24 protein-coding genes are annotated in these 24,251 nt (G+C 54.4%); 17 read left to right on the forward strand and 7 right to left on the reverse strand.

Annotation, left to right across the window (positions count from 1 at the left end; genetic code table 11):
- The first annotated feature begins 137 nt into the window (after positions 1-137).
- The 4 genes from uhpA to uhpT all read left to right on the forward strand — a co-directional run bounded on the left by uhpA (position 138) and on the right by uhpT (position 5,102).
- Positions 138-731 carry a response regulator transcription factor UhpA gene (uhpA, locus tag OGY68_RS03245; RefSeq protein ID WP_003023923.1) on the forward strand — a complete coding sequence of 198 codons (594 nt, stop codon included), beginning with the start codon at positions 138-140 and terminating at the stop codon, positions 729-731.
- The gene (uhpB, locus tag OGY68_RS03250; protein WP_057066455.1) at positions 728-2,230 is read left to right on the forward strand and encodes a signal transduction histidine-protein kinase/phosphatase UhpB; all 1,503 of its coding nucleotides are present in this window, start codon (positions 728-730) and stop codon (positions 2,228-2,230) included. The genes uhpA and uhpB overlap by 4 nt, the downstream gene beginning before the upstream one ends.
- A 9-nt stretch (positions 2,231-2,239) precedes the next feature.
- Entirely contained in the window at positions 2,240-3,568 is a 1,329-nt protein-coding gene (locus OGY68_RS03255; protein WP_008786521.1) for an MFS transporter, read from the forward strand.
- A gap of 142 nt (positions 3,569-3,710) precedes the next feature.
- Positions 3,711-5,102 (forward strand): hexose-6-phosphate:phosphate antiporter UhpT, encoded by a 1,392-nt coding sequence (gene uhpT, locus OGY68_RS03260; RefSeq protein ID WP_003023929.1) that lies wholly within the window; start codon positions 3,711-3,713, stop codon positions 5,100-5,102.
- 47 nt (positions 5,103-5,149) lie between these two features.
- Here the strand turns inward: uhpT and OGY68_RS03265 are convergent, their stop codons facing one another.
- Positions 5,150-6,055, reverse strand: a complete 906-nt coding sequence (locus OGY68_RS03265; protein ID WP_048227350.1) for a LysR family transcriptional regulator — start codon at positions 6,053-6,055, stop codon at positions 5,150-5,152.
- Positions 6,056-6,160: 105 nt separating this feature from the next.
- Between OGY68_RS03265 and OGY68_RS03270 the strand changes: the two genes are divergently transcribed.
- From OGY68_RS03270 to nepI, 3 genes are all read left to right on the forward strand, one after another.
- Positions 6,161-6,613, forward strand: coding sequence for a DUF1198 family protein (locus tag OGY68_RS03270; protein WP_048215251.1), 453 nt, complete (start codon positions 6,161-6,163; stop codon positions 6,611-6,613).
- Between the two features lie 99 nt (positions 6,614-6,712).
- Positions 6,713-7,237 carry an SRPBCC family protein gene (locus OGY68_RS03275; RefSeq protein ID WP_057066454.1) on the forward strand — a complete coding sequence of 175 codons (525 nt, stop codon included), beginning with the start codon at positions 6,713-6,715 and terminating at the stop codon, positions 7,235-7,237.
- Between the two features lie 141 nt (positions 7,238-7,378).
- Entirely contained in the window at positions 7,379-8,572 is a 1,194-nt protein-coding gene (gene nepI / locus OGY68_RS03280) for a purine ribonucleoside efflux pump NepI (protein WP_008786516.1), read from the forward strand.
- Between the two features lie 61 nt (positions 8,573-8,633).
- Here nepI and OGY68_RS03285 read toward each other — a convergent pair whose 3' ends face one another.
- From OGY68_RS03285 to OGY68_RS03305, 5 genes are all read right to left on the reverse strand, one after another.
- A complete protein-coding gene (locus OGY68_RS03285) occupies positions 8,634-10,013 on the reverse strand; it encodes a carbohydrate porin (RefSeq protein ID WP_008786515.1) in 1,380 nt (459 codons plus the stop codon).
- Positions 10,014-10,218: 205 nt separating this feature from the next.
- Positions 10,219-10,521 (reverse strand): PTS lactose/cellobiose transporter subunit IIA, encoded by a 303-nt coding sequence (locus OGY68_RS03290; RefSeq protein WP_008786514.1) that lies wholly within the window; start codon positions 10,519-10,521, stop codon positions 10,219-10,221.
- Positions 10,522-10,533: 12 nt separating this feature from the next.
- A complete protein-coding gene (gene gmuD / locus OGY68_RS03295; protein WP_057066453.1) occupies positions 10,534-11,916 on the reverse strand; it encodes a 6-phospho-beta-glucosidase GmuD in 1,383 nt (460 codons plus the stop codon).
- Positions 11,917-11,936: 20 nt separating this feature from the next.
- Positions 11,937-13,268: a PTS cellobiose transporter subunit IIC gene (locus OGY68_RS03300; RefSeq protein WP_008786512.1), complete on the reverse strand. Its 1,332-nt coding sequence runs from the start codon at positions 13,266-13,268 to the stop codon at positions 11,937-11,939.
- A gap of 12 nt (positions 13,269-13,280) precedes the next feature.
- Positions 13,281-13,595: a PTS sugar transporter subunit IIB gene (locus OGY68_RS03305; protein ID WP_008786511.1), complete on the reverse strand. Its 315-nt coding sequence runs from the start codon at positions 13,593-13,595 to the stop codon at positions 13,281-13,283.
- Between the two features lie 292 nt (positions 13,596-13,887).
- Between OGY68_RS03305 and OGY68_RS03310 the strand changes: the two genes are divergently transcribed.
- Positions 13,888-14,835, forward strand: coding sequence for a LacI family DNA-binding transcriptional regulator (locus tag OGY68_RS03310; protein WP_032941556.1), 948 nt, complete (start codon positions 13,888-13,890; stop codon positions 14,833-14,835).
- Positions 14,836-14,872: 37 nt separating this feature from the next.
- On the opposite strand, the gene OGY68_RS03315 is transcribed toward OGY68_RS03310, so the two are convergent.
- Positions 14,873-15,166, reverse strand: coding sequence for a YicS family protein (locus OGY68_RS03315; RefSeq protein WP_057066452.1), 294 nt, complete (start codon positions 15,164-15,166; stop codon positions 14,873-14,875).
- Between the two features lie 130 nt (positions 15,167-15,296).
- Here OGY68_RS03315 and OGY68_RS03320 point away from each other — a divergent pair, with 130 nt between their 5' ends.
- The 9 genes from OGY68_RS03320 to nlpA all read left to right on the forward strand — a co-directional run bounded on the left by OGY68_RS03320 (position 15,297) and on the right by nlpA (position 24,248).
- Positions 15,297-15,713, forward strand: a complete 417-nt coding sequence (locus tag OGY68_RS03320; protein ID WP_003827152.1) for a GNAT family N-acetyltransferase — start codon at positions 15,297-15,299, stop codon at positions 15,711-15,713.
- Positions 15,714-15,803: 90 nt separating this feature from the next.
- A complete protein-coding gene (dagR, locus tag OGY68_RS03325) occupies positions 15,804-18,602 on the forward strand; it encodes a transcriptional regulator DagR (protein ID WP_032945425.1) in 2,799 nt (932 codons plus the stop codon).
- Positions 18,603-18,815: 213 nt separating this feature from the next.
- Complete coding sequence (locus tag OGY68_RS03330; protein WP_032945423.1) at positions 18,816-19,241, forward strand: PTS sugar transporter subunit IIA; 426 nt, start codon at positions 18,816-18,818, stop codon at positions 19,239-19,241.
- A 12-nt stretch (positions 19,242-19,253) separates the two neighbouring features.
- Entirely contained in the window at positions 19,254-19,739 is a 486-nt protein-coding gene (locus OGY68_RS03335) for a PTS sugar transporter subunit IIB (RefSeq protein WP_003023959.1), read from the forward strand.
- A 25-nt stretch (positions 19,740-19,764) separates the two neighbouring features.
- Positions 19,765-20,514, forward strand: a complete 750-nt coding sequence (locus OGY68_RS03340; protein WP_003023960.1) for a PTS mannose/fructose/sorbose/N-acetylgalactosamine transporter subunit IIC — start codon at positions 19,765-19,767, stop codon at positions 20,512-20,514.
- On the forward strand, positions 20,511-21,371 hold the full coding sequence (locus tag OGY68_RS03345; RefSeq protein WP_005121522.1) for a PTS system mannose/fructose/sorbose family transporter subunit IID: 861 nt from the start codon (positions 20,511-20,513) through the stop codon (positions 21,369-21,371). The genes OGY68_RS03340 and OGY68_RS03345 overlap by 4 nt, the downstream gene beginning before the upstream one ends.
- A gap of 3 nt (positions 21,372-21,374) precedes the next feature.
- Positions 21,375-22,484: a D-glucosaminate-6-phosphate ammonia lyase gene (gene dgaE / locus OGY68_RS03350; RefSeq protein ID WP_057066451.1), complete on the forward strand. Its 1,110-nt coding sequence runs from the start codon at positions 21,375-21,377 to the stop codon at positions 22,482-22,484.
- Positions 22,471-23,214: a 2-dehydro-3-deoxy-phosphogluconate aldolase gene (dagF, locus tag OGY68_RS03355; protein ID WP_057066450.1), complete on the forward strand. Its 744-nt coding sequence runs from the start codon at positions 22,471-22,473 to the stop codon at positions 23,212-23,214. The genes dgaE and dagF overlap by 14 nt, the downstream gene beginning before the upstream one ends.
- 215 nt (positions 23,215-23,429) lie before the next feature.
- Positions 23,430-24,248 (forward strand): lipoprotein NlpA, encoded by an 819-nt coding sequence (nlpA, locus tag OGY68_RS03360; protein ID WP_032945419.1) that lies wholly within the window; start codon positions 23,430-23,432, stop codon positions 24,246-24,248.
- Positions 24,249-24,251: the final 3 nt, after the last annotated feature.

Consider the following 24,251-nt stretch of genomic DNA (forward strand, 5'->3'; position numbering starts at 1 on the left):
CACCAAAGCACTTATCGTTAAGGTAAGCGCTTTTGCTGGGTGGCGGCATTAATGCCTTATCCGGCCTACAACGGCACCCGCCCGTAGGCCTGATAAGCGTAGCGCCATCAGGCATGCCTTAGCGCCAGGATGAACCCATGATTACCGTTGCCCTTATTGACGACCACCTCATCGTCCGCTCCGGCTTTGCCCAACTGCTGGGGCTGGAACCTGATTTGCAGGTGGTCGCTGAGTTTGGCTCAGGCAGTGAGGCGCTGGCGGGATTACCGGGACGCGGCGTGCAGGTGTGTATCTGCGACATCTCTATGCCTGATATCTCCGGTCTTGAACTGTTAAGCCAGTTGCCAAAAGGAATGGCGATTATCATGCTCTCTGTCCACGACAGCCCGGCGCTGGTGGAGCAGGCGCTCAACGCGGGCGCGCGTGGTTTCCTTTCTAAACGTTGTAGCCCGGATGAGCTGATCGCGGCGGTGCATACCGTGGCGACTGGCGGCTGTTACCTGACGCCGGACATCGCCGTCAAACTGGCGGCCGGTCGTCAGGATCCTCTCACCAAACGTGAACGTCAGGTGGCGGAAAAACTGGCGCAAGGTATGGCGGTCAAAGAGATTGCCGCTGAACTGGGTCTGTCGCCGAAAACGGTGCACGTGCATCGCGCTAACTTGATGGAAAAGCTGGGGGTCAGCAACGACGTCGAACTGGCCCGCCGGATGTTTGACGGCTGGCAATGAACACGCTCTGTTCCCGGTTAATCACCGTTGTTGCCTGCTTTTTTATCTTCTCCGCCGCGTGGTTTTGCTTGTGGAGCATCAGCCTGCATCTGGTTGAGCGCCCGGAGCTGGCGGTACTGCTGTTTCCGTTTGGCCTGCGTCTGGGGTTGATGCTGCAATGTCCGCGCGGCTACTGGCCGGTGCTGCTGGGCGCGGAATGGCTGCTTCTTTTCTGGCTGGCGCAGGAAGTGGCGCTGGCCCATTTACCACTTTTGATGATCGGCAGCTTCCTCACGTTACTCCCGGTGATGTTGATTTCGCGATACCGCCATCAGCGCGACTGGCGCACGCTGTTGTTGCAGGGCGCGGCGCTCACGGCGGCGGCGTTGCTGCAATCGCTGCCCTGGCTTGGGCAAGGTGAAGAGGCGTGGAACGCGCTGCTGCTGACGCTCACCGGCGGATTAACGCTGGCGCCGATCTGCCTGGTGTTCTGGCACTATCTGACCAGCACGACCTGGCTGCCGCTGGGCCCGGCGGTGGTGTCGCAGCCGGTGAACTGGCGCGGGCGACATCTGGTCTGGTACCTGCTGCTGTTTAGCGTCAGCCTGTGGCTACAGCTCGGTTTACCCGCCGAACTTTCGCGCTTCACGCCGTTTTGCCTCGCGTTGCCGATCATTGCGCTGGCCTGGCACTACGGCTGGCAGGGGGCGCTGATTGCGACGCTGATGAACGCCATCGCGCTGATTGCCAGCCAGACCTGGCACGATCATCCCGTTGACCTGTTGCTCTCGCTGCTGGTGCAAAGCCTGACCGGGCTGCTGCTCGGTGCGGGTATTCAGCGTCTGCGCGAACTTAACCAGTCGCTGCAAAATGAATTAGCGCGCAACCATCGTCTGGCGGAACGTCTGCTGGAAACCGAAGAGAGCGTGCGCCGTGATGTGGCGCGCGAACTGCATGATGATATCGGCCAGACCATCACCGCCATTCGCACCCAGGCGGGTATTGTCCAGCGCCTGGCGCCGGAAAACGCAGGGGTGAAGCGCAGCGGGGCGCACATTGAACAACTTTCTCTCGGCGTGTACGATTCGGTGCGTCGCCTGTTAGGCCGTCTGCGACCACGTCAATTGGACGATCTCACGCTGGAGCAGGCCATCCGCTCACTGATGCGCGAAATGGAGCTGGAAAGTCGCGGTATCGTCAGCCATCTCGACTGGCGAATTGATGAATCTGCACTCAGCGAAAGCCAGCGGGTGACGCTGTTTCGCGTCTGTCAGGAAGGGCTGAACAACATCGTTAAGCACGCCAACGCCAGCGCGGTGACGCTTCAGGGCTGGCAACAGGATGAACGGCTAATGCTGGTGATTGAGGATGACGGCAGCGGCCTGCCGCCTGGGTCGAATCAACAGGGATTTGGCCTCACTGGGATGCGTGAACGGATTAGCGCCCTCGGCGGATCGCTCTCGATTTCCTGTACGCATGGCACGCGGGTCAGCGTGTCGTTACCCCAGCGATATGTGTAAGGCGCGGTCATGTTTTCGTTTTTAAAAGCTCCGGCCAGTGCGCCGCTCATTACTGATAAGCGTGAAGTGGATGCCCTCTACCGCTACTGGCGGCGGCATATCCTGACCACCATCTGGCTCGGCTACGCGCTGTTCTATTTCACACGCAAAAGCTTCAATGCCGCCGTACCGGATATCCTCACCAGCGGCGTGCTGACTCGCAGCGACATTGGGCTGCTGGCGACGCTGTTTTACATCACCTACGGCCTGTCGAAGTTTGTTTCCGGTATCGTCAGTGACCGATCCAACGCTCGCTATTTTATGGGCATCGGACTGATTGCCACCGGCGTGGTAAACATTCTGTTTGGATTCTCCACCTCGCTATGGGCCTTTGCGGTGCTGTGGGCGCTGAACGCCTTTTTCCAGGGCTGGGGATCGCCGGTCTGCGCGCGTTTATTGACCGCGTGGTATTCGCGTACTGAACGCGGCGGCTGGTGGGCGCTGTGGAACACCGCGCACAACGTCGGCGGGGCGCTGATCCCTATCGTGATGGCGGCGACAGCGCTGCACTACGGCTGGCGCGCCGGGATGATGATCGCCGGTCTGCTGGCGATTGTGGTGGGGATTTTTCTCTGCTGGCGGCTGCGCGACAGGCCGCAGGCGATTGGTCTGCCGCCAATTGGCGACTGGCGGCATGATGAACTGGAAATTGCCCAACAGCAGGAAGGCGCTGGGCTAAGCCGCAAAGAGATCCTCACCCGTTATGTGCTACTGAATCCTTATATCTGGCTGCTGTCACTGTGTTATGTGCTGGTGTACGTGGTCCGTGCCGCGATTAACGACTGGGGCAATCTGTATATGTCGGAGACACTTGGCGTTGATCTGGTGACTGCCAATACCGCCGTGACCATGTTCGAACTGGGCGGCTTCATCGGCGCGTTGGTCGCGGGCTGGGGCTCGGACAAGCTGTTTAACGGCAACCGCGGTCCAATGAACCTGATTTTCGCCGCCGGAATTTTGCTCTCCGTTGGCTCGCTGTGGCTAATGCCGTTCGCCAGCTATGTGATGCAGGCCGCGTGCTTCTTCACCACCGGATTCTTCGTCTTCGGCCCGCAGATGCTGATCGGCATGGCGGCGGCGGAGTGTTCGCACAAAGAGGCGGCGGGCGCGGCAACCGGATTTGTCGGGCTGTTTGCTTATCTGGGGGCATCGCTCTCCGGCTGGCCGCTGGCGAAGGTGATGGAGGTCTGGCACTGGACCGGATTCTTTGTGGTGATCGCCATTGCGGCGGGAATTTCCGCGCTGCTGCTGCTGCCGTTTTTAAACGCCCAGGCTCCGCGCGAACTCAACGAAGCGTGATGTACCTCACCTTTTTGCCCCGAGTGGAGCAAAACTAAGAAATTTTCCCGGTTTCACCTGGACGCTGTCTCAGGCGCGTCTTCCGGCTGATTTTTACAATGCCTGCCATTCGCAGGTATAAAAATTAGCTCGGGAGTGTCAAATGCTGGCCTTTCTAAACCAGGTGCGCAAGCCGACCCTGGATCTGCCGCTCGATGTGCGGCGCAAAATGTGGTTCAAACCATTCATGCAGTCCTATCTGGTGGTCTTTATCGGCTACCTGACCATGTACCTGATCCGCAAAAACTTCAACATCGCGCAGAACGACATGATCTCCACCTACGGGCTGAGCATGACGCAGCTGGGGATGATTGGCCTGGGCTTCTCCATCACCTACGGCGTGGGTAAAACGCTGGTTTCCTACTACGCGGACGGCAAAAACACCAAGCAGTTCCTGCCGTTTATGCTGATCCTCTCCGCCATCTGTATGCTTGGCTTCAGCGCTAGCATGGGCGCGGGTTCAACCAGCCTGTTTTTGATGATCGCTTTCTACGCGCTGAGCGGTTTCTTCCAGAGTACTGGCGGCTCATGTAGCTATTCCACCATTACTAAATGGACGCCGCGTCGCAAACGGGGTTCTTACCTCGGCATGTGGAATATCTCCCACAACCTCGGCGGTGCGGGTGCGGCGGGCGTGGCGCTGTTTGGCGCTAACTATCTGTTCGACGGTCACGTCATCGGTATGTTTATCTTCCCGTCGATTATTGCTCTGATTGTCGGCTTTATCGGCCTGCGCTACGGCAGCGACTCCCCGGAATCTTATGGCCTCGGTAAAGCCGAAGAGCTGTTCGGTGAGGAGATCAGCGAAGAAGACAAAGAGACCGAAGAAAACGAGATGACCAAATGGCAGATCTTTGTTGAGTACGTGCTGAAAAACAAAGTGATCTGGCTGTTATGTTTCTCGAACATCTTCCTGTACGTAGTGCGTATCGGTATCGACCAGTGGTCCACAGTCTACGCCTTCCAGGAGCTGAAGCTTTCCAAAGAAGTGGCGATTCAGGGCTTTACCCTGTTCGAAGTGGGCGCGTTGGTCGGTACGCTGCTGTGGGGCTGGCTCTCTGACCTGGCGAACGGTCGTCGTGCGCTGGTGGCCTGTGTAGCGCTGGCGTTGATTATCGCCACCCTGGGCGTTTATCAGCACGCCAGCAACCAGTACGTTTATCTGGCTTCGCTGTTTGCGCTGGGCTTCCTGGTGTTTGGCCCGCAGCTGTTAATCGGCGTTGCGGCAGTCGGATTTGTGCCGAAAAAAGCGATCGGCGCAGCCGATGGGATTAAAGGCACTTTCGCTTATCTGATTGGTGACAGCTTCGCCAAGCTCGGTCTGGGGATGATTGCCGACGGCACGCCGATTTTCGGGCTGACCGGCTGGGCAGGCACCTTTGCTGCGCTGGATACCGCCGCCATTGGCTGTATCTGCCTGATGGCCATCGTGGCCGTGTTTGAAGAACGTAAAATTCGCCGCGAGAAAAAGATTCAACAATTGAAAGTTGCTTGAGTTAAGTGTGCATTGGTAACTTTTGCCCGCCTTAATGGCGGGCTTTTTTATGCTCTAAACTGGCTGGTTTCATGTACCAGATTGCGCAGCCACTGATGAGCGGCATCGCGATGCGTGCGTTCATGCCAGGCCATGCTTTTTGTAAAACCGGTTATGGGCAGCGGGGGCGGTAAAACGTGCATACGGGTGTCGTCATACGCCAGACGGGCAGGAACAACGGCAATCATATCACTGATGGCGAGGATGTCCGGCAATACCAGGAAGCTGCTAACCGACAAACCAATCTGCCGTTGGCGTCCGACGCTTGCCAGTGCCTCATCGGTGACGCCCCAGAAACTTTCACCCTCATAAGAAACCAGCACATGCTCCAGCGCGCAGAAGCGATCGAGCGTCAGCGGTTGCCCCGCATCAGGATGCGCATGACGCATGAGACAAACGTACTCTTCATCATATAACGCCCGGCTATGCAGGTTGTCGGGCGTGGAATCCGGCGTCAGCAACGCCAGGTCGATTTTCCCCTGCTCAAACTGTGTGGTGAGCAGCACTGGCTCAACCGGGATCACTCGTACACGAATGCCCGGTGCGCGCACGCGAAGCGCGGCAATAAATGGCACGATAACCGCTTTGAGCGCGTAATCCGTAGCGGCGACGGTAAAGGTGAGCGCTGCGGTGAGCGGGTCAAACTGTGTCGGTTTAAGCAGTATATCGATATCGCTGAGGATCTGTTTGACCGGGGCGGCCAACTGTTGGGCACGCAGCGTCGGAACAATGCCATGCGGTGTGCGACTAAACAGCGGATCGTCAAAATAGTCGCGCAGGCGGTTGAGCATACCGCTTACCGCAGGCTGAGTGAGCGACAGCCGCTGCGCCGCCCGGGTTACGCTGCGTTCATCCAGCAGGGCATCCAGCGTTTTTAACAGATTGAGATCGAGCGTTCTGATATCAGATTTCATGATGTCTGCCTGCGAGTTCGATAAGTCACATTATGACACGTTCAGTCGTCGACAGAGGTGAATTTGCCGCTATGATGGGCGTCCTGTCTGGTAATGGATGTGCGCATGATTTGGATAATGCTGGCCACGCTGGTGGTTGTTTTTGTGGTGGGATTTCGGGTGCTAACGTCCGGGTCGCGGCGGGCAATTCGCCGTCTGAGCGAGCGGCTGAACATTGATGTCGTGCCGGTAGAATCGATGATCGATCAGATGGGAAAAGTACAGGGTGAGGCTTTTTTACAGTACCTCCACCGTCCTGATGAATCGCATCTACAAAATGCTGCCCAGGTGCTGTTGATCTGGCAAATCGTTATTGTCGACGGCAGTGAGCAGAACCTGTTGCAATGGCACCGTTGGCTGCAAAAAGCCCGGCTGGCTGCACCGATTACCGACGCGCAGGTGCGTCTGGCGCTCGGTTTTCTGCGCGAGATGGAGCCGGATATACAGGAGCTTAATGCGTTCCAGATGCGCTATAACGCCTTTTTCCAGCCCGAGGATGGCGTGCACTGGCTGCACTGATATCAAAATTTATGATGACGACTATTTTGAATCGTCATTATCTTTATATCTTACGCGAAAGCATGATGTACCTCGTTAACTCACACGACGAGGTACATCATGAATCAAGCGACTCAACAACGTGCAATTATCTGGCCTGCAGCTTATCTGCCGGGGACGACTGATAACTTTGCCTCAAATGAAATTATCGTTGCCGGACTGAGCGTCCGTGCCGTCTGGGCGCAGCTTAATGACACAACGCGCTGGCCGACGTATTACAGCAACGTGGCGGATATCCGTTTTCACGGCGGTTCCGGTCCATTGTTAAGCATGGATGCCCGTTTTCGTTTTACGACTTTTGGTTTCCCCATCGAAGCGCAAATCACCGAGTATGTGCCGCCGGTTGACGGCCAGGCCGCGCGTGTTGCCTGGCATGGCTGGGCGGAAGGCGACGCCACTACACGTCTGGATGTGATCCACGCCTGGCTCTTTGAGGATTTACCCGGCGGGCGCGTACGTATTCTGACCCAGGAATCACAAATTGGCGTTCCGGCACAAGAACTGGCACGTACGCTGCCCAATCCGATGATAAACGGTCATCAGGAGTGGATAACCGGCCTGGCCCGGGCTGCGCGTGACGCTTAATTGAGCCAGAAAGGGCACTCTGTCCTGGGCCGGATAAGGCGCAGCCGATCTCTGGTGAATAGTTGTCAAAACGTTAAATACGTCACAAATTTAATGTTACACTGCGTAACTTTTCTACAATAACCCCACGCAGGTAACAAAATGAGTGAAGCTGTTGAACAAAAATCCCGCGCTGAGGCAAATTCCCGACCTAACTGGTCGGCGGTATTTGCCGTGGCGTTCTGCGTTGCCTGCCTGATAACCGTTGAATTTCTCCCCGTTAGCCTGTTAACGCCGATGGCGCAGGATTTGGGGATTTCTGAAGGCGTGGCCGGACAATCGGTGACCGTGACGGCATTTGTCGCCATGTTCGCCAGCCTGTTTGTGACGCAAATTATTCAGGCGACCGATCGTCGCTACGTGGTGATTCTGTTTTCGGTGCTACTGACGCTTTCCTGTCTGCTGGTTTCCTTTGCCAATTCTTTTTCGCTGCTGCTCGTTGGCCGCGCCTGCCTCGGTCTGGCGCTTGGCGGCTTCTGGGCGATGTCGGCGTCGCTGACCATGCGTCTGGTTCCTGCACGTACGGTGCCGAAAGCGCTGTCGGTTATTTTTGGCGCGGTCTCCATCGCGCTGGTAATTGCCGCGCCGCTGGGGAGCTTTTTGGGCGGCATTATCGGCTGGCGTAACGTGTTTAATGCGGCGGCGGTAATGGGCGTGCTGTGCACGATTTGGGTGGTGAGAGCGTTGCCTTCGCTGCCTGGTGAACCTTCGCATCAGAAACAAAACATGTTCAGCTTGTTGCAGCGTCCAGGGGTGATGGCCGGGATGATTGCCATCTTCATGTCCTTTGCTGGTCAGTTCGCCTTCTTTACCTATATTCGCCCGATCTATATGAATCTGGCGGGCTTTGACGTTGATGGCCTGACGCTGGTGCTGCTGAGCTTCGGTATTGCCAGTTTCGTTGGTACGTCGTTTTCGTCGATGATTTTGAAGCGTTCGGTCAAACTGGCGTTAGCCGGTGCGCCACTGGTGCTGGCGCTCAGTGCGCTGGTCCTGATCCTGTGGGGTAGCGACAAAGTGGTCGCGGCGGGTATTGCGATTATTTGGGGGCTGTTGTTTGCGCTGGTACCGGTCGGCTGGTCGACGTGGATCACCCGTTCGCTTGCCGATCAGGCAGAAAAAGCCGGATCCGTCCAGGTCGCCGTGATCCAGCTTGCCAATACCTGCGGGGCAGCGGTGGGAGGCTATGCGCTTGATACCCTCGGACTGCTGTCGCCCCTGATGCTTTCCGGCAGCCTGATGCTGCTGACGGCGCTTTTGGTGGCAGCGAAAGTTCGCATAAAAGGTATGCAATAATCTCGGTGTTGTTCGCCGGATAAGGCGTTCTCGCCGTATCCGGCACTTCACGACTCACTAATCAGAACCATGCTTCCCACATGGCACCAAGGTTAAAGTCGTCCAGCGTTTCATCCTGCGTGCCGTTGACCCGCGCGGTGCGATCGTTATCCACCTTGCCGCCGGTGACGTAGAAGCGCAGCATCGGGCGGAACTCCGGTCCCATGGCGATTGACATGTTCTGCGACAGCGTCAGTTTCCAGCCGTGGTTATCCCCGCCGTTGTCGTAATCTACGCGCTGATAGCCCGCTTCCAGCCAGGTGGAGTGAACGTCGTTCCAGAAGTACATTGGACGCACAATCGCGCCGTAGTTCTTACGGTTATCGCTCTTATCGGTGCTGTTGTCGTAATCATGGAACGCTAACAGGTATTCCACCTGCGCCTGGCGGGTAAACTTATGACTTCCCTCGAAGCTGGCGTAAACCGTAGTCAGGTCGTCGGTTTTGTTATAGACGCTGTTGTCGGAGTTATCAGAATAACGGGCAATCACTTTATTCACGCCGCTGTCGTTGGTGTGGCTCAGCACGAATGCGCCCTGCCAGGCTTTCAGGCGGTCATCGCTCTCGACGGCTTTGGAGTCAAAACCGTAGTTGGCGTAGATCTCCAGATCCAGCGGGCCCACTTTCATATTGTGAATTTTTGACGTCACAGCGTAGTTGCCTTTATCGCCGGTACCGGAACCGCCGGTACAGGTAATACGCGATGGGTTGGCTTCGTCTTCCATCACTTCCGGGCTGCACGATTCAACTGCGGCAACGGTGGCGACATCAAACTGTACGCCGCCGATGTCGAAGTTCTTCACCCCGGCGCCCTGGCCGTCGTGGTTCATCCAGAAGTAGTCGTTGATACCCTGTTGCGGACGCTGGTGGAAGTCGCGGCCTGCCCAGATATAGGCGTTGGGATTGGATTCCAGTACGTTGGTGACGCCCGCGTAGGCTTTTTTCAGGTTAACTTCGTCGCCCCAGTGGTCGATCATCACGTTGATGTCCCAGATGGCGCCGTTATCGCTTTTGAACGCTTTTGAGAGCTGGAACTCGCCGCCGTTGCCTTCGTTACCCAGGCGACCGATAGCGGAAGCACCGTTGTAGGAGCCATCAACGCCAACGTATTTCTGATCGCCGCTCTGGAAATGCGCGCCGTAACGCGCATAGCCGCTGAATTTCACACCGAACGGAATAGCCATATCCGGCGATTGCGCCGCACTTTGCGGCTCGTTAATGACATCGGTTTTTTTCGCCACGGCGGCGTCCATTTTTGCCTGACGCTCAGCCAGCGCTTTATCGACGGCTTTGGCAACGATGGCATCGATTTGTTCTTGTGTGAATTCCTGTGCGAGGACAGAAATTGGGCACAGCGCGGCGACGACCGCCAGCGTGACTGGAAGTTTTTTTATCATGTTCATGGTTATCTCATCGACACTTTACCCTTCAGTTTGCGTAGAGCATTCTGAATAAGCGTGTGCATTAATTTATTTTAAGATAATAACCATCCCGTCTCGGTTTAATTTGCTATCACCAAAACAAGTTGATTTGTCTATTTAATAACGGGTACAGGGCTGCTTTATTTAATCGTAATGCTTTCTCCGTTGTTGAATGTGTAATTAACGATTAACGCTGATACAGATGAATAATTTCTTCTGACAGTTCGCGGGCTAATAACGACGTCATTAAGTGGTCCTGCGCATGCACCATAATTAATGTCATTGGTTGCCGGGCTTCCCCGGCGTCCTGTTCGATCAATTTGGTTTGCATGTGATGAGCCTGACGGGCGTAACCGTCAGCCTCACGAAGCAGGCTTTTTGCCTCGTCAATATTGCCGGCGCGCGCGGCATGCAGCGCTTCAAAGCACAGACTGCGGGATTGCCCGGCATTGACGATGATTTCCATTACTGCTTCTTCTAATGCAATCATGTTGTTCTCTTCCTAATCGAATCCGTTATTTTCGGCGGTCTGGGCAAACCATTCGCCGCTTTTTTTCACCGTACGTTTTTGCGTTGCTAAATCTAACTGAACAAAACCGTAGCGGTTTTTATAGCCGTTAAGCCATGACCAGTTATCAATAAAGGTCCACATATGGTAGCCAAGACAATTACAGCCTTCGCTAATTCCTTTATGTAGCCATTTAAGATGGTCAGAGACAAATTCAATACGGTAGCTGTCGTTGATTTGCTCTTGCTGAATAAAACGCTGCTCATTCTCGACACCCATACCGTTTTCAGAAATAAAACAGCGCGGGTTGCCATAATTATCACGCAGATTGGTAATAATATCGTAAATACCCGGCTCATAAATTTCCCAGCCACGGTAGGGGTTCATTTTCCGCCCTGGCATTTCGTAATAATCAAACAGCCACTCCGGCATAAACGGTGCATCCGGGTTGATGGCGCTATCACGACATTTAACGCGACGCGGCTGATAGTAGTTGATGCCGAGCAGGTCGATTTTGCCCTCGGCGATTAACTGGCTGTCGCCTGGCTGGCATGTTGGTAACTGATCGTACTCCTTCAGCAGCTCAACCAGATCCGCCGGATATTCACCCTTCAGCACCGGGTCGAGGAAGCTGCGGTTAAACAGCAGATCCGCATAGTGTGCGGCTTTTACATCCGCCGGATTTTGTGAGCGCGGGTAGGAAGGCGTTAAATTCAGCACCACGCCGATTTCACCGTCATGGTTTGCGGCACGATATGCCCGAACCGCCGTCGAATGCGCCAGTACGGTGTGATACGCCACGGTGGCTGCACGTTTGAAATCCACCACATTAGGGTAATGGAAGTCATACAGATAGCCGCCTTCAACCGGGACAATTGGCTCGTTAAAGGTAAACCAGTGCTTAACCCGGTTGCCGAACAATGTAAAACACGTTTGTGCATAGCGGCCAAACGCCTCGACCACTTCACGGTTTTCCCAGCCACCTTTCTCCTGCATCACCATCGGCATGTCGAAATGGAACAGGGTGATAAATGGCGTAATGCCTTGTGCCAGCAGCTCGTCGATGACGTTGTTATAGAACTCGACGGCTTCAGGATTAACCTCGCCGGTACCGTCCGGAATCAGGCGCGACCAGCTCAGAGACGTACGGAAGCTGTTGTGCTTCAGCTGTTTGAGCAGTGCGATGTCCTGTTTCCAGTGCTGATAAAAGGTCGAGGTAGTTGCCGGGCCAACTCCCTGATGGAAACGACCTGGCTGACGGTCGAACCACACGTCCCACGTGGTCTGGCTTTTGCCGCCGTTCAGGCTATCCCCTTCGGTTTGCAGCGCTGAGCAGGCACTGCCCCACCAGAAGTTTTCAGGAAAACGGTATCTCATTGTTCTGACTCCTTGATTCATTATGAGTTGCTACGGGCAGCGTTCGCCACGGAGACGGCATCCTGTGCTTTTTGCTCTTCGGTTTTCAGCAAAGAACGTTCGTAAGCACGCAGGAATGGAAGGTACATCAGCGCTGACATCGCCATACAGATAAAGCACATCACCACCGGACTTAATGCCCAGTTTGCGGCCCAGGAAGCACCGATTGGCGCAGGCGTAGTCCACGGCGTCAGTGAAACAACCTGTGCCAGCCAGCCGAGTTTGGTGGCGCTATAGGCCAGCACGGCGTTAACCAGCGGGACGCAGACAAACGGGATGAACAACATCGGGTTCATGATGATTGGCGCACCAAACAGAATAGGCTCATTGATATTAAAGAAACTAGGCACAATTCCCATTTTGCCGATAGTACGCAGATGGGCGACGCGACTGCGCAGCAGCAGGAATGCCAGCGGTAAAGTTGAACCGACGCCGCCAATCAGCAGGTAGTGATCCCAGAAACCTTGCAGATAGACATGGGGCAGCGCAGCGCCCGCTGCCAGAGCGGCCTGGTTAGCGGACAGGTTCGCCATCCAGAATGGGTTCATGATGCCGGTTACGATCAATGAGCCGTGAATGCCGGCAAACCAGAAAATCTGGCACAACAGCACAGAAAGCAGAATAGCGGGCAGTGAGTCAGAAGCGGAAACCAGCGGCTCCAGCAGGTGCATAATCGCCTGCGGGATGATCATCCCGGTTTGTGCTTCGATAAACAGGTTCAGCGGATGCAGGGTCGCAATCACCACCAGTACCGGAATGAGGATCTCGAATGAACGCGCGACGCCGGTCGGGACTTCCTTCGGCAGGCGGATTGTCACGTTATTCTGCTTCAGCCATGCATATATACGGGTGGAGTAAATGGCGGTGATGAGGGCGGTAAAGATACCCTGACCGGAAAGATACTGCGTCGAGATTTTACCGTCGGCATAGGGCGCAGCAACCAGTAAAAACGCCATAAAGGCCAGCAGGCCAGACATCACCGGATCGAGGTTAAACTGACGGCCCAGGCTGGCACCAATGCCCACGGAGATAAAGAACGTCATAACACCCATGCTGAGGTTAAACGGCAGCATCAGCTGTTCACGATAAGTTGCCGAGAAATCGAGCCAGCCCCGGGCAAAGCTGTTGGTGGTATCGGCAGAGAACGGCGGAAAAATAAACACCAGCATGAAGGAGCCGATGATCATAAACGGCAGCGCCGCCGTAAAACCGTCACGAATTGCAATCACATACTTCTGCTGCCCTAACTTGCCAGCGAGCGGGGTGATGGATTGTTCAATGACGGCAACCATTGACTGATATAACGAACTCATAATGACACCTTTCTAGTGTGTCGCTTCAATCAGCGACAGAGCATAATCCAGCACTTTGTCACCGCGTTGCATACCGTAATCCATCATATCTATGGCTTTTACGGGTATACCCTGGGTGGCAGCCTTTTCGGAGAGCGTATTAAGCATGTACTTTACCTGGGGGCCGAGTAGCACCACCTGGTAATTTGGAAACTGAATGTCAAATTCGGAAACGCCGTAGGCCTCAATCTTCACAGGCAATCCGCGAGACTCTGCCTCTTCAACCATTTTGCGAACCAGCAAGCTGGTGGACATCCCTGCCGAACAACACAACATAATCCTGAACATAGTGAACCATCCTTTAAATGTAAAAACTTATTGCGAGTCTGATTTGATATCATACGGAAACCGGTTTCCATTCATGGAAAACAGAACTGTGACGGCCATCAAGATCTTATTCTTATAAGGCTAATTATTTGGATTTAGCTCACGAAATTAGCTGTGAAGATCTCTTTTTGAGTCCAAATGGAAAATCGGTTTCCATGAAAAACGGAAACAGCTATACTGCGGATGGTGATTATTTGAGCCAATGTTAAATTCAGGATGGAAAGGGCCAGGCGGGTCCTGTCAGGGGAGAATGATGTCTACTATCAACGATGTATCGCGTTTGGCTGGCGTGTCAAAAGCCACTGTGTCACGCGTGTTGAGCGGATCGCGTGGCGTAAAAGAGGCCAGCCGCCTCGCCGTGTTGAAAGCGGTGGATGAACTCAATTATCGTCCGAACGTGATTGCGCAGTCGCTACTCAGCCAGTCTACGGGCTGTATCGGCGTGATATGCGCGCAGGACAACATTAATCAGACCACGGGTTATCTCTACGCGCTGGAAAAGCATCTTAGCCAGCATCAAAAGCACCTGCTGCTGCGTTTTGCCAATACCAAAGCGGAAGTCATGAGCGCTCTTGATGAATTAAGCTGCGGCTTGTGCGATGACGTCCTGATTATTGGCGCGCGTTTTCCGCTGAACATCAATCAGGAGAATGTCATTCTGGTGGATTGTCTGGATTCCGGCGATGACGTCAACAGCATCCAGTTCGATCATGAGTTCGCTACCGAAACCGCCTGTAACTACCTGATAAGTCAGAACCGACGCCAGATTGCTTTAATTCATCCGGACGGGATGGGTTTCTCCGATCAGGTGCTGTTGGGCTATAAACACGCGCTGGAAAAAAACTTCCTGCCGTTTAACCGTAACCTGGTATTTATGGCTGCAACGTCATCGTCAGTGGCCTTGCAGGAGCTGCTGAACAACGCGTCAACGCTGAATTTTAACGCGCTGCTGGTGGCGGATGAACAGCAGGCACAGCGGGTGATCCCGCAGTTGCAGGCGTTTAATAAATCAGTACCGCAAGACATTATGGTCTTTAGCCTGGCCGGTTCGCTGCATCTGCCGGGAATCCCTACGATCCCGGCGATTGAATATTCCATGGACGCCATGGCGGCGCGGATCGTCAGTTGGCTCAACGAGAAAACCCAGAGCGTGCTGGGGTCGTACGTGCTGCGCGGCGACTTAATTATTCCTCAGCGTTAACGCTTTCCCTCTGGCGTGGGGCTATTTCGCTTCACGCCTATAAATCCGGGCATTCAACTTTGCCAAGCGCTTCCCAGTAGTTGTTTTGATTGTTTCTTTGAATTGCCAGAATGGCTTCGCGGATGTGCTGCTGATTACGCGTATCAGCCATAATCGTTTTTTCCCACACATCATCAGATGGCGACCCTTGCGGGGTGCAAATCTTACGTAAATCCTTCATAACAGTATTCTTTTCGTGTACAGCCTGCAGACTGCCATAAGCCGAGTCGGCATGTGCCAGACCGGGTAGCGTGAAAAGGACGGCAATAATCGGAAAAATGACTCGTTTCATGATAATAATCCTTGTTGTCTATGCGCATCATCTCAAGAGTAAGTGTAGACGGCATACGACTCACTCATCACCCTGTGTTAATGTCTAAAAATAAATCAGCCAGAAGTTGTAGTTATTTCAGGAGGATAGGATGCAAATACAGATTACAGATACGATTACCGAAGACGATCAAAATGCCCTGCTTGCCGGATTGCGCGCTTACAACCGGCAGTTTCTGAGAACCACCAATTTTGGCGACCTGGCGGTGTACTGGCGCGATGAGCGCAATGACATTCTGGGTGGGCTGATCGGCAAAATCAAAGGCGAATGGCTGTGCATTGATTTTCTGTGGATGCATGACTCGCTGCGTAAAGGCGGTTACGGCACAAAATTGATGCAGGCCGCAGAACAGACGGCGCGTGAGAGAGGATGCCTGCATGCGCTGGTGGATACCATGAGTTTCCAGGCGCTGCCGTTTTATCAGAAAAACGGCTATCAGCTGCAAATGACCCTCGATAACTTCCCGGAAACCGGTTCCGCGCGCCATTATTTGTCGAAAACGTTTTGATGACCGGAAGGTCTGGATGCCGCCTCACTTTCTTGCGCAGCATAATAGTGTATGTTCTGAACAATCATTTATTTCTTAAGCGGTAAAGAGATGAGACGGATTGAGATAATACTGGGAGAGCTGGAACGGCTGACGCGAGGACTGAATCTTGCCCATCTGGCGCAGGAAACGGCGTTCACGGCGGAGGCCATCGGCTTCAACCTCGGGCTGGCGCGCAACTCGGTCAGTAAAGATCTCAATCAGCTCTGGAACGACGGCCTGGCGATTAAAAGCCGTGGGCGCCCGGTATTCTTTCTGCATCGTCAGGCGATTGAAACGCTGCTGGGGCGCAAACTGGATGAGTCCGAGCGAGAAGTGCAAACCGTTGCCGACCTGTTGCCTGTTCAGGAAAACCAGGCGACAGACGATCCCTTTTCCAGCCTGATTGGTTACGATCGCAGCCTGCGCGATGCGGTGGAAAAAGGCCGCGCGGCGGTGCTGTATCCCCACGGGCTACATGTTCTGCTGACCGGTCCCTCCGGCGTGGGTAAAACCTTTTTTGCCGAACTGATGCACCGTTTCGCCTGCGAACGTGCACCGGGAACACCTCCACCGCTGGTCTATTTCAACTGCGCGGAATACGCGCATAACCCGGAGCTGCTCTCATCGCACCTGTTTGGTCATCGACAGGGAGCGTTTACCGGTGCAAACGAGAATAAACCCGGTCTGGTCGAACAGGCTGATGGCGGCTATCTCCTGCTCGATGAAGTGCATCGTCTGCCGTATGAAGGTCAGGAAAAGCTGTTCTCTATTCTCGACAAAGGTGAATACCGGCCGCTGGGTTCCAGCGCCGTGGCGCGTTCAATCTCGGTTCGCCTGATATGTGCGACCACCGAACCGGTAAGTTCGGCGTTGCTGCGCACTTTCCAGCGACGTATTCAGGTATGTATCGATCTCCCCGGCATTCGCCAGCGTTCGGTGGAAGAGCAGGTTGAGCTGATCGTTGGTTTCTTACAGCGTGAGAGCCGCAAAATCGAGCGTACGATAAGCATCGACCGTACCCTGCTGCTCTGGCTGCTGAACAAGCCGCTGGAAGGCAATATTGGTCAGCTCAAGAGCGATATTCAGTTTCTCTGCGCCCAGGCCTGGGCCTCGGGAATGACGGAGCACAGCGATACTCTACAGCTGGATAAACGTCTGACCGAGATCCCCTTTAATGCCACACCGGAACAACGTCTGTTGGTTGGAGCGCTGTTCGAAGGCAAAGAGCACCTGAGCATCGATGCCCGCACGTTGCCGGCACTGAAAAATTCGCTGGCCACCGGAGCTGAAATTGAAGAGAGCGATCTCTTTTACAGCTTCCTGACCCGGGAATATATCAACCTGCGTAACAGCAACGTACCACCTGCTGAAACGCTGGCAATCCTCAAAAACAAACTCAGCTCGATTTTTGAATATGGTCTCTACAGCCGCGATAGTGTGGCGCATCCCCCGCGCTATGGCGATCAGATTGAAGAGCGAGTTACGCTGCTGATCGGCTGCGTTGAGCAGGTGCTTGGTTTTACGCTGCCGGAAAATCTGGTTAACCCGCTGCGCAAACACTTTCTGGCGCTGATTGGCTACGTGCAGCGCGGCCTTATTCCGCAACTTTATTCTTCCAGCCTGATCCTCGATCGCTGCAAAGATGAATACGAAAACGCCACGCTGTTATGCCGAAAAATCAATGAACTGCTGCATATTCAGTGTCCGGCGACGGAGGTGGTCTGGCTGTGCCTGTTCCTCAAAGAGTGTCGCCATTACCGCCAACGGATTGACGCCAGTCCTGACTGCGGGGTGATTTTGATTGCCCACGGCGCGACGACCGCCACAAGCCAGGCGCAGTACGTGAATCGCGTGCTGGAGCGCGAGGTGTTCAGCGCTATCGATATGCCTTTCGAGCAGTCGGTGCATGACACGCTGGAAGCCCTGACACAGATGATCCAGACCCGACAATATCGCCGATTGATCCTGATGGTAGATATTGGCTCGCTGGTCCATTTTGGCAGTACGATCAGCAAATTATTCCAGATAGACGTTCTGCTGATGCCCAACATCACGCTCACCAGTCTGCTGGAAATAGGGTTGGATTTAAGCTACGAAACCAGCGACTTGCCGCAACTGGCGGCGTTGATGCAGAGCAAAAATATTCCCTGTCAGCTCTGTACGCCACAGCAGGAAAACAGCGGTAAAGTGCTGGTCATTTCGTGCATCACCGGGATGGGAACAGCAGAAAAAATCAAAAAGGTGCTGGAAGAGAGCTTCGGTGAGTTGATGTCGCAGGATACACGGATGGTGATCCTCGATTACAACGAAGTTCGCAGCCTGGAGCGTGTTCAGCAGGCGATTAACGCCAGTGAACGTCTGGCGGGCATAGTGGGTACTTTCCAGCCAGGACTGCCGGATATTCCGTTTATCTCGCTCGAGGAGTTGTTCTCTGAGCAAGGCCCTGAGCTGGTGCTCAGCCTGCTGACGCCAGATCTCTCCAGCAGCGAACGCCGACTGGAGATGGAGCGTAGCGCGATGCGCTTTATCAGCGCGTTGACTATGGAGAGCATCATTAACCATATTTCGGTGCTCAACCCACAGCGTATTCTGAAAGAGATGGAAGGCGTGCTGAATCATCTGACCGCTGCGCTGTCGCTCAAACCGAGCCGTCAGGTGACACTGCGCTTCCTGATCCATTGCTGCTGTATGGTCGAGCGTATCGTGATTAACCGCAAACCGTTACAGATGGCGCTGGAGAACAAGCCGGATCTGGATGTTCGTGCGTTTAGTGTCATTAAATCTGCTTTCCTGCCGATCGAAGAGGCCTATGCCATTCGGTTATCGGACGCGGAATATTTTTATATCTACGAACTGTTGTATAGCTAATCCCTTGTCTGGTGGGGCTTTGCGCCCCGCCAACACCCACAATTCCCCCGCGTGACACAAATTCTGGCACAGCCTTTGCTCTTACTTTGATGAGTTTGCCGGATGGCGGCATAAAACGCCTTATCCAGCCTACAAAAGCACTTCCCGTAGGCCTGATAAGCGGAAGCGCCATCAGGCATTGCAAGTTTCATGTAATCGAGCCAGGAGGCCATTTTGACTACCACTGAATCCTTGCCCCAGATCCTGCTGCTGACCCATGGCGGCTGGGGGCAACAGCTTTGCAACAGCCTGCGCATGGTGATGGGTGAAATCAAAGGCGTGACGGAAATTCCGCTAATGCCCGTTGATACGCTCGGCGAATTTTATCAGCGCGTCGAAGCCGTAGTGAAAACTATGCCGGAAGGCTCACTGATCCTGACCGATTTTATTGGCGGCACCACGTCTAACGTGGCGGCACGGCTGAGCGCCGATTACCCAGTGGCAGTGATTTCAGGGCTCAACGCCTCTTTGTTACTGGAGGCGCTCGACAAACGCGAGCATGGCCAACTGACCACCTGCGTGGCCGATCTGGTCGAGGCCGGGCGTAGTAGCTGCCTGGACGTTGTTGCCCACGTACGTCAATTACAACAATCACAATAAGGAATAAACATCATGGCAAACATCGTTTTATGTCGTATCGATAGCCGTCTGATTCATGGACAAGTGGTGACCAAATGGGTTGGGCAATCTCAGGCAAACCGGATTGCAGTGGTCAGCGATGAGCTGGATGCCGATCCGTTTATGAAAAACATCTACCTGATGGCCGCGCCGCCGAACATCAAAGTGGATTGTTTCGGTAACCAAAGTTTTGCGGCTGCCTGGAAAGAAAACCAGCTTGGTGACGGCAAAGTGCTGGTGCTTTTCCCCTCTCTGGCGGCGGTTCAGGAAGCGGTCCAGTTGGGTTTTGATGTCACCACCATTCAGGTCGGTGGGCTGGGCGGTGGGCCAAACCGCAAAGCGGTATTCCAGAACATTACGCTGGATGAAAAAGACGTCGGCATTCTGAGCGACCTGAAAAATCGTGGGATTCAGGTGTTCTTCCAGACTATCCCGGAAGATAAGCCGCAGTCGCTGGACGATATCCTGAAAAAATTCTAATTATTTGATAACAGGGTACTTAATTATGGATACTTTAGTCTTCGCAAGCCTGATGGGGTTGTATTACTGGTTTGCCCGATTACGCCTTGGCTACACCTTCTCCGCCATGCTGCTACAGCCAGTGGTGATTGCCGTATTCGTTGGTCTGCTGTTAGGCAACATGGAAACGGCGATGATCATCGGTGCAGGTATGCAGCTGGTTTATCTCGGCGTGACCTCCACGCCAGGCGGCAACGTCCCGTCGGATCCGGCGCTGGCTGCCTGCATTTCAATTCCTATCGCCGTGAAGGCCGGAATGGACCCGAACCTGGCTATCGCACTGGCGATCCCGTTTGGCGTTATCGGCGTGTTCCTCGACCAGTTGCGCCGCACGCTAAACGCGGCGTGGGTACATATGGCCGACAAGCATGCGGAAACGGCAAACATGGCGGGCATTATGCGCTGTGCGTTCCTCTACCCGGCGTTGCTCGGACTGGTACTGCGTTTCCCGGTGGTCTTCGCCGCCAACTATTTTGGTCAGGACGTTGTGGAAAGCTTCCTTAAGCTGATGCCGCATTGGCTGACGCACTCCTTTGAAATTATGGGCGGCATTCTGCCGGCGCTGGGCTTCGCCATCACCATTATGGTGATCGGTAAAAAGAGCCTGCTGCCATGGTTTATCGGCGGTTTCTTTGCGGTGCTGTACCTGAAGGTAGACATCATGGCGATGGCAATCTTTGGTACCTGTGTGGCCTTCCTCATTAAAGGTCTGGCGAAAAATGAAGGAGCAGCATGATGAGCAGCGATGTAATGCAGCATGAACTGGTGGAGCGCGCGCGTGAAAGCGGCACGTTGACCAAAGCAGACATCACCAAAGCCTGGTTTATCTACTGGCTAGGCGCGGAAGTTTCCAGCTCCTATGAACGTTTGCAAAGCCTTATTTTCTGCGCCTCAATGACGCCGATCATCAAAAAACTCTACCCGCAAAAAGAGGAGCAGGTTGAAGCGCTGAAACGCCATTTGAACTTCTTCAACTCGGAGCAGACGTTCGGGGCGGTGATTCAGGGGATCTCCATTGCGATGGAGGAACAGAAAACCCGCGGCGAGCCGATCAGCGACGCCTCAATTACCGGGATTAAAACCGGGCTGATGGGACCACTGGCCGGGATGGGGGACTCCATCATCTGGGCCGCCGTGATGCCGCTGTTAATTGCTATATTCATCCCGTTTGCGGCGAATGGCAGCGCGATGGGCGGAATTGTACCGTTAATTCTCTATCCTGCTATTACGCTGGCAATCAGCTATGGCATGGTTCACAAAGGCTATACGCTGGGGCGTGACTCGATAATTGGGCTGCTGCAGGGAGGGCGAATAAAGGAACTTATCTACGGCGCTAACGTGCTGGGTTTGATCATGATGGGCGCGCTTTCTGCAAGCTACGTCAAGATCACCACGCCGTTAAAACTTAGCGCCCTGAAAGGCTCTGAAGTGGTGGTCCAGCAAATCCTCGACTCTATTGCCCCCGGCCTGTTGCCGCTGGCGGCGGTGTTCGCCATCTATTTCTATCTGGTGAAGAAAGGGCCGCGTTACACCACGATTTTACTGTCGATTGTCGCGCTCAGCGTGGTCTGTTCGCTGCTGGGAGTGCTGTAAGCCATGACACAGAATATCTACCAACAATTGGGGCTAAAACAGGTCATTAACGCCTGCGGCAAGATGACGATTCTGGGGGTTTCCAGCGTAGCGCCGGAAGTAATGCAGGCCACCGCGCGGGCTGCTTCAGCCTTTGTTGAAATTGATCGGCTGGTGGACAGAACTGGAGAACTGGTTTCCCGCTACACCGGGGCTGAAGACAGCTATGTCACCTCCTGTGCATCGGCGGGCATTGCTATCGCTGTTGCCGCCGCCATTACCCGTGGTGACCAGGCGCGAGTCTCGCTGATGCCGGACAGCGCAGGTATGGCCAATGAAGTGGTCATGCTGCGCGGGCATAACGTTGACTACGGTGCGCCCATCACCAGCGCCATCCGTTTGGGCGGCGGGCGGGTGGTGGAGGTTGGCTCAAGTAATCTGGCGGCCCGCTGGCAGCTGGAGAGCGCGATTACCGATAGCACCGCCGCGCTGCTGTACGTGAAATCGCACCACTGCGTGCAGAAGGGGATGTTGAGCATTGCGGATTTTGTGCAGATCGCGCAGGTTCACAACCTGCCGCTGATTGTCGATGCTGCCGCCGAGGAGGATTTACACGCATGGGTGGCGAGCGGGGCGGATATGGTGCTCTACAGCGGGGCAAAAGCTTTTAACGCGCCGACCTCCGGATTTATCACCGGGAAGAAACAGTGGATTGCCGCGTGTAAAGCGCAGCACCACGGGATTGCCCGGGCGATGAAAATTGGCAAAGAGAATATGGTTGGGTTGGTGTATGCCCTGGAAAACTACCATCAGGGACAAACCGTAGTCACTGCCGAAGAGCTCCGCCCCGTGGCGCAGGCGATTTCAGAGATTCGCGGACTGGATGCGGATATAGAGCAGGATGAGGCCGGACGCGCCATCTGGCGGATTCGTATTCGGGTGAATGCGCAGGTGCTGGGAATGGATGCTTACGCTGTAGAAGCGCACCTGCGTGAGGGCGATATCGCGATCTACGCTCGCCGTTACAACCTTCATCAGGGCGTCTTTAGTCTTGACCCGCGTACGGTCGCAGAAGGGGAAATGGCGCTGATCGTGGCCCGATTAAAGGAGATTGCAGAACATGCAGCACATTAATTTTTATCGTAATAAAGTGGCTATTAACGTGCTGGCGAAGGATATCGCCAATGCGCGGGAAATCTATGATGCTGCCGAAGGCCACGCGGTGATTGGCATTCTTTCGGCGCAGTTTTCCTCGGTTGAGGAAGGGGTTCTGGAAGTAAAACGTTGGATGAACGACGTGCCGTCGATTTCTGTGGGGTTGGGGGCCGGTGACCCGGCGCAGTATTACAAAGCGGCGATGATTGCCTCACAGGTACATCCAGCACACGTCAACCAGACCTTTACCGGTTGCGGGTTTGCGGCAGGCGCCTTGGCGGCAACGGGCGGTGAACAGACCCATATCAACGCGTTAGTCAGTCCCACTGGCACGCCGGGGGACGTGTTGATCTCGACCGGCGTCAGAAGCAGCCAAGGCACGCCAGCCCGCGTTTCCTGCGAGGCAGCGGTCCGTATGATGTTGGATTCAGGAGCCCATGCGGCGAAGTTCTTCCCAATGGGCGGTGAACAGTCGCTGCCTGAGCTATACGCACTGGCGACGACTGCAGCACGAAACGGCATGACGCTGATTGAACCGACCGGCGGTATCGATCTCGATAACTTCGGCGTTATCCTGCAATCCTGTCTGGAGGCGGGAGTACCGCGCGTCATGCCGCATGTTTACAGCTCGATTATCGACCCACAGACCGGTAATACCCGGCCTGCAGATGTCATCAGGCTGATGGAGATAGTCAAAGCCCTGGTGTGATGTTGCTATCGCCGGATGGCACTTCGCTTATCCGGCCTACAGATAACCTCATGTCACCAGCCCGGTCAGCGTAAGCGCTATCGGGCATTTTTGTCCATATGTCTGCTTTATGCTTTTTTCTTCTTGCTGATGCTTTTTCGTTTTTTAAACCGCAGCGGCCTTCCCGCTATAGTCATTTCATTACTCATCAGGCGGTTATTGCAAAAGGATAAAACGTGAAGCTGAAGATACCTTATTTCGGGGCAGGGGCGGCGGTATTACTGGCGGGATTATTGCTGGCAGGATGCGATCAACAGAGCAGTGATGCAAAGCATATCAAAGTGGGTGTAATTAACGGTGCTGAGCAGGATGTAGCGGAGGTCGCGAAGAAAGTCGCTAAAGAAAAATATGGTCTGGAGGTAGAACTGGTGGGTTTTAGCGGTTCTCTGTTGCCCAACGATGCCACCAATCATGGTGAGCTGGATGCCAACGTCTTCCAGCATCGCCCGTTCCTTGAACAAGATAATAAAGCACACGGCTATAAGCTGGTTGCGGTGGGCAATACCTTTGTGTTCCCGATGGCTGGTTATTCGAAGAAAATCAAAACTGTCGCTGAACTAAAAGACGGTGCAACGATTGCGATACCTAACGATCCAACCAATCTGGGCCGGGCGCTGTTGCTGCTGCAAAAAGAGAAGTTAATTACGCTGAAAGCGGATACCGGCCTGCTGCCAACAGCGTTGGATATCACTGATAATCCTCGGCATCTGAAAATTATGGAACTGGAAGGTGCGCAGTTGCCGCGTGTGCTGGACGATCAGAAAGTGGATGTGGCGATTATCAGTACCACCTACATCCAGCAAACCGGGCTTTCCCCGGTACATGACAGCGTATTTATTGAAGACAAAAACTCACCGTATGTGAACATTCTGGTGGCGCGAGAAGACAACAAAGATGCCGAGAATGTGAAAGAGTTCCTGCAATCTTATCAGTCACCTGAAGTGGCGAAGGCGGCAGAAACTATCTTTAACGGTGGCGCGGTTCCGGGCTGGTAATCA

It is taken from the genome of Citrobacter sp. Cpo065, assembly GCF_030332805.1.
Lineage (GTDB): Bacteria > Pseudomonadota > Gammaproteobacteria > Enterobacterales > Enterobacteriaceae > Citrobacter > Citrobacter portucalensis.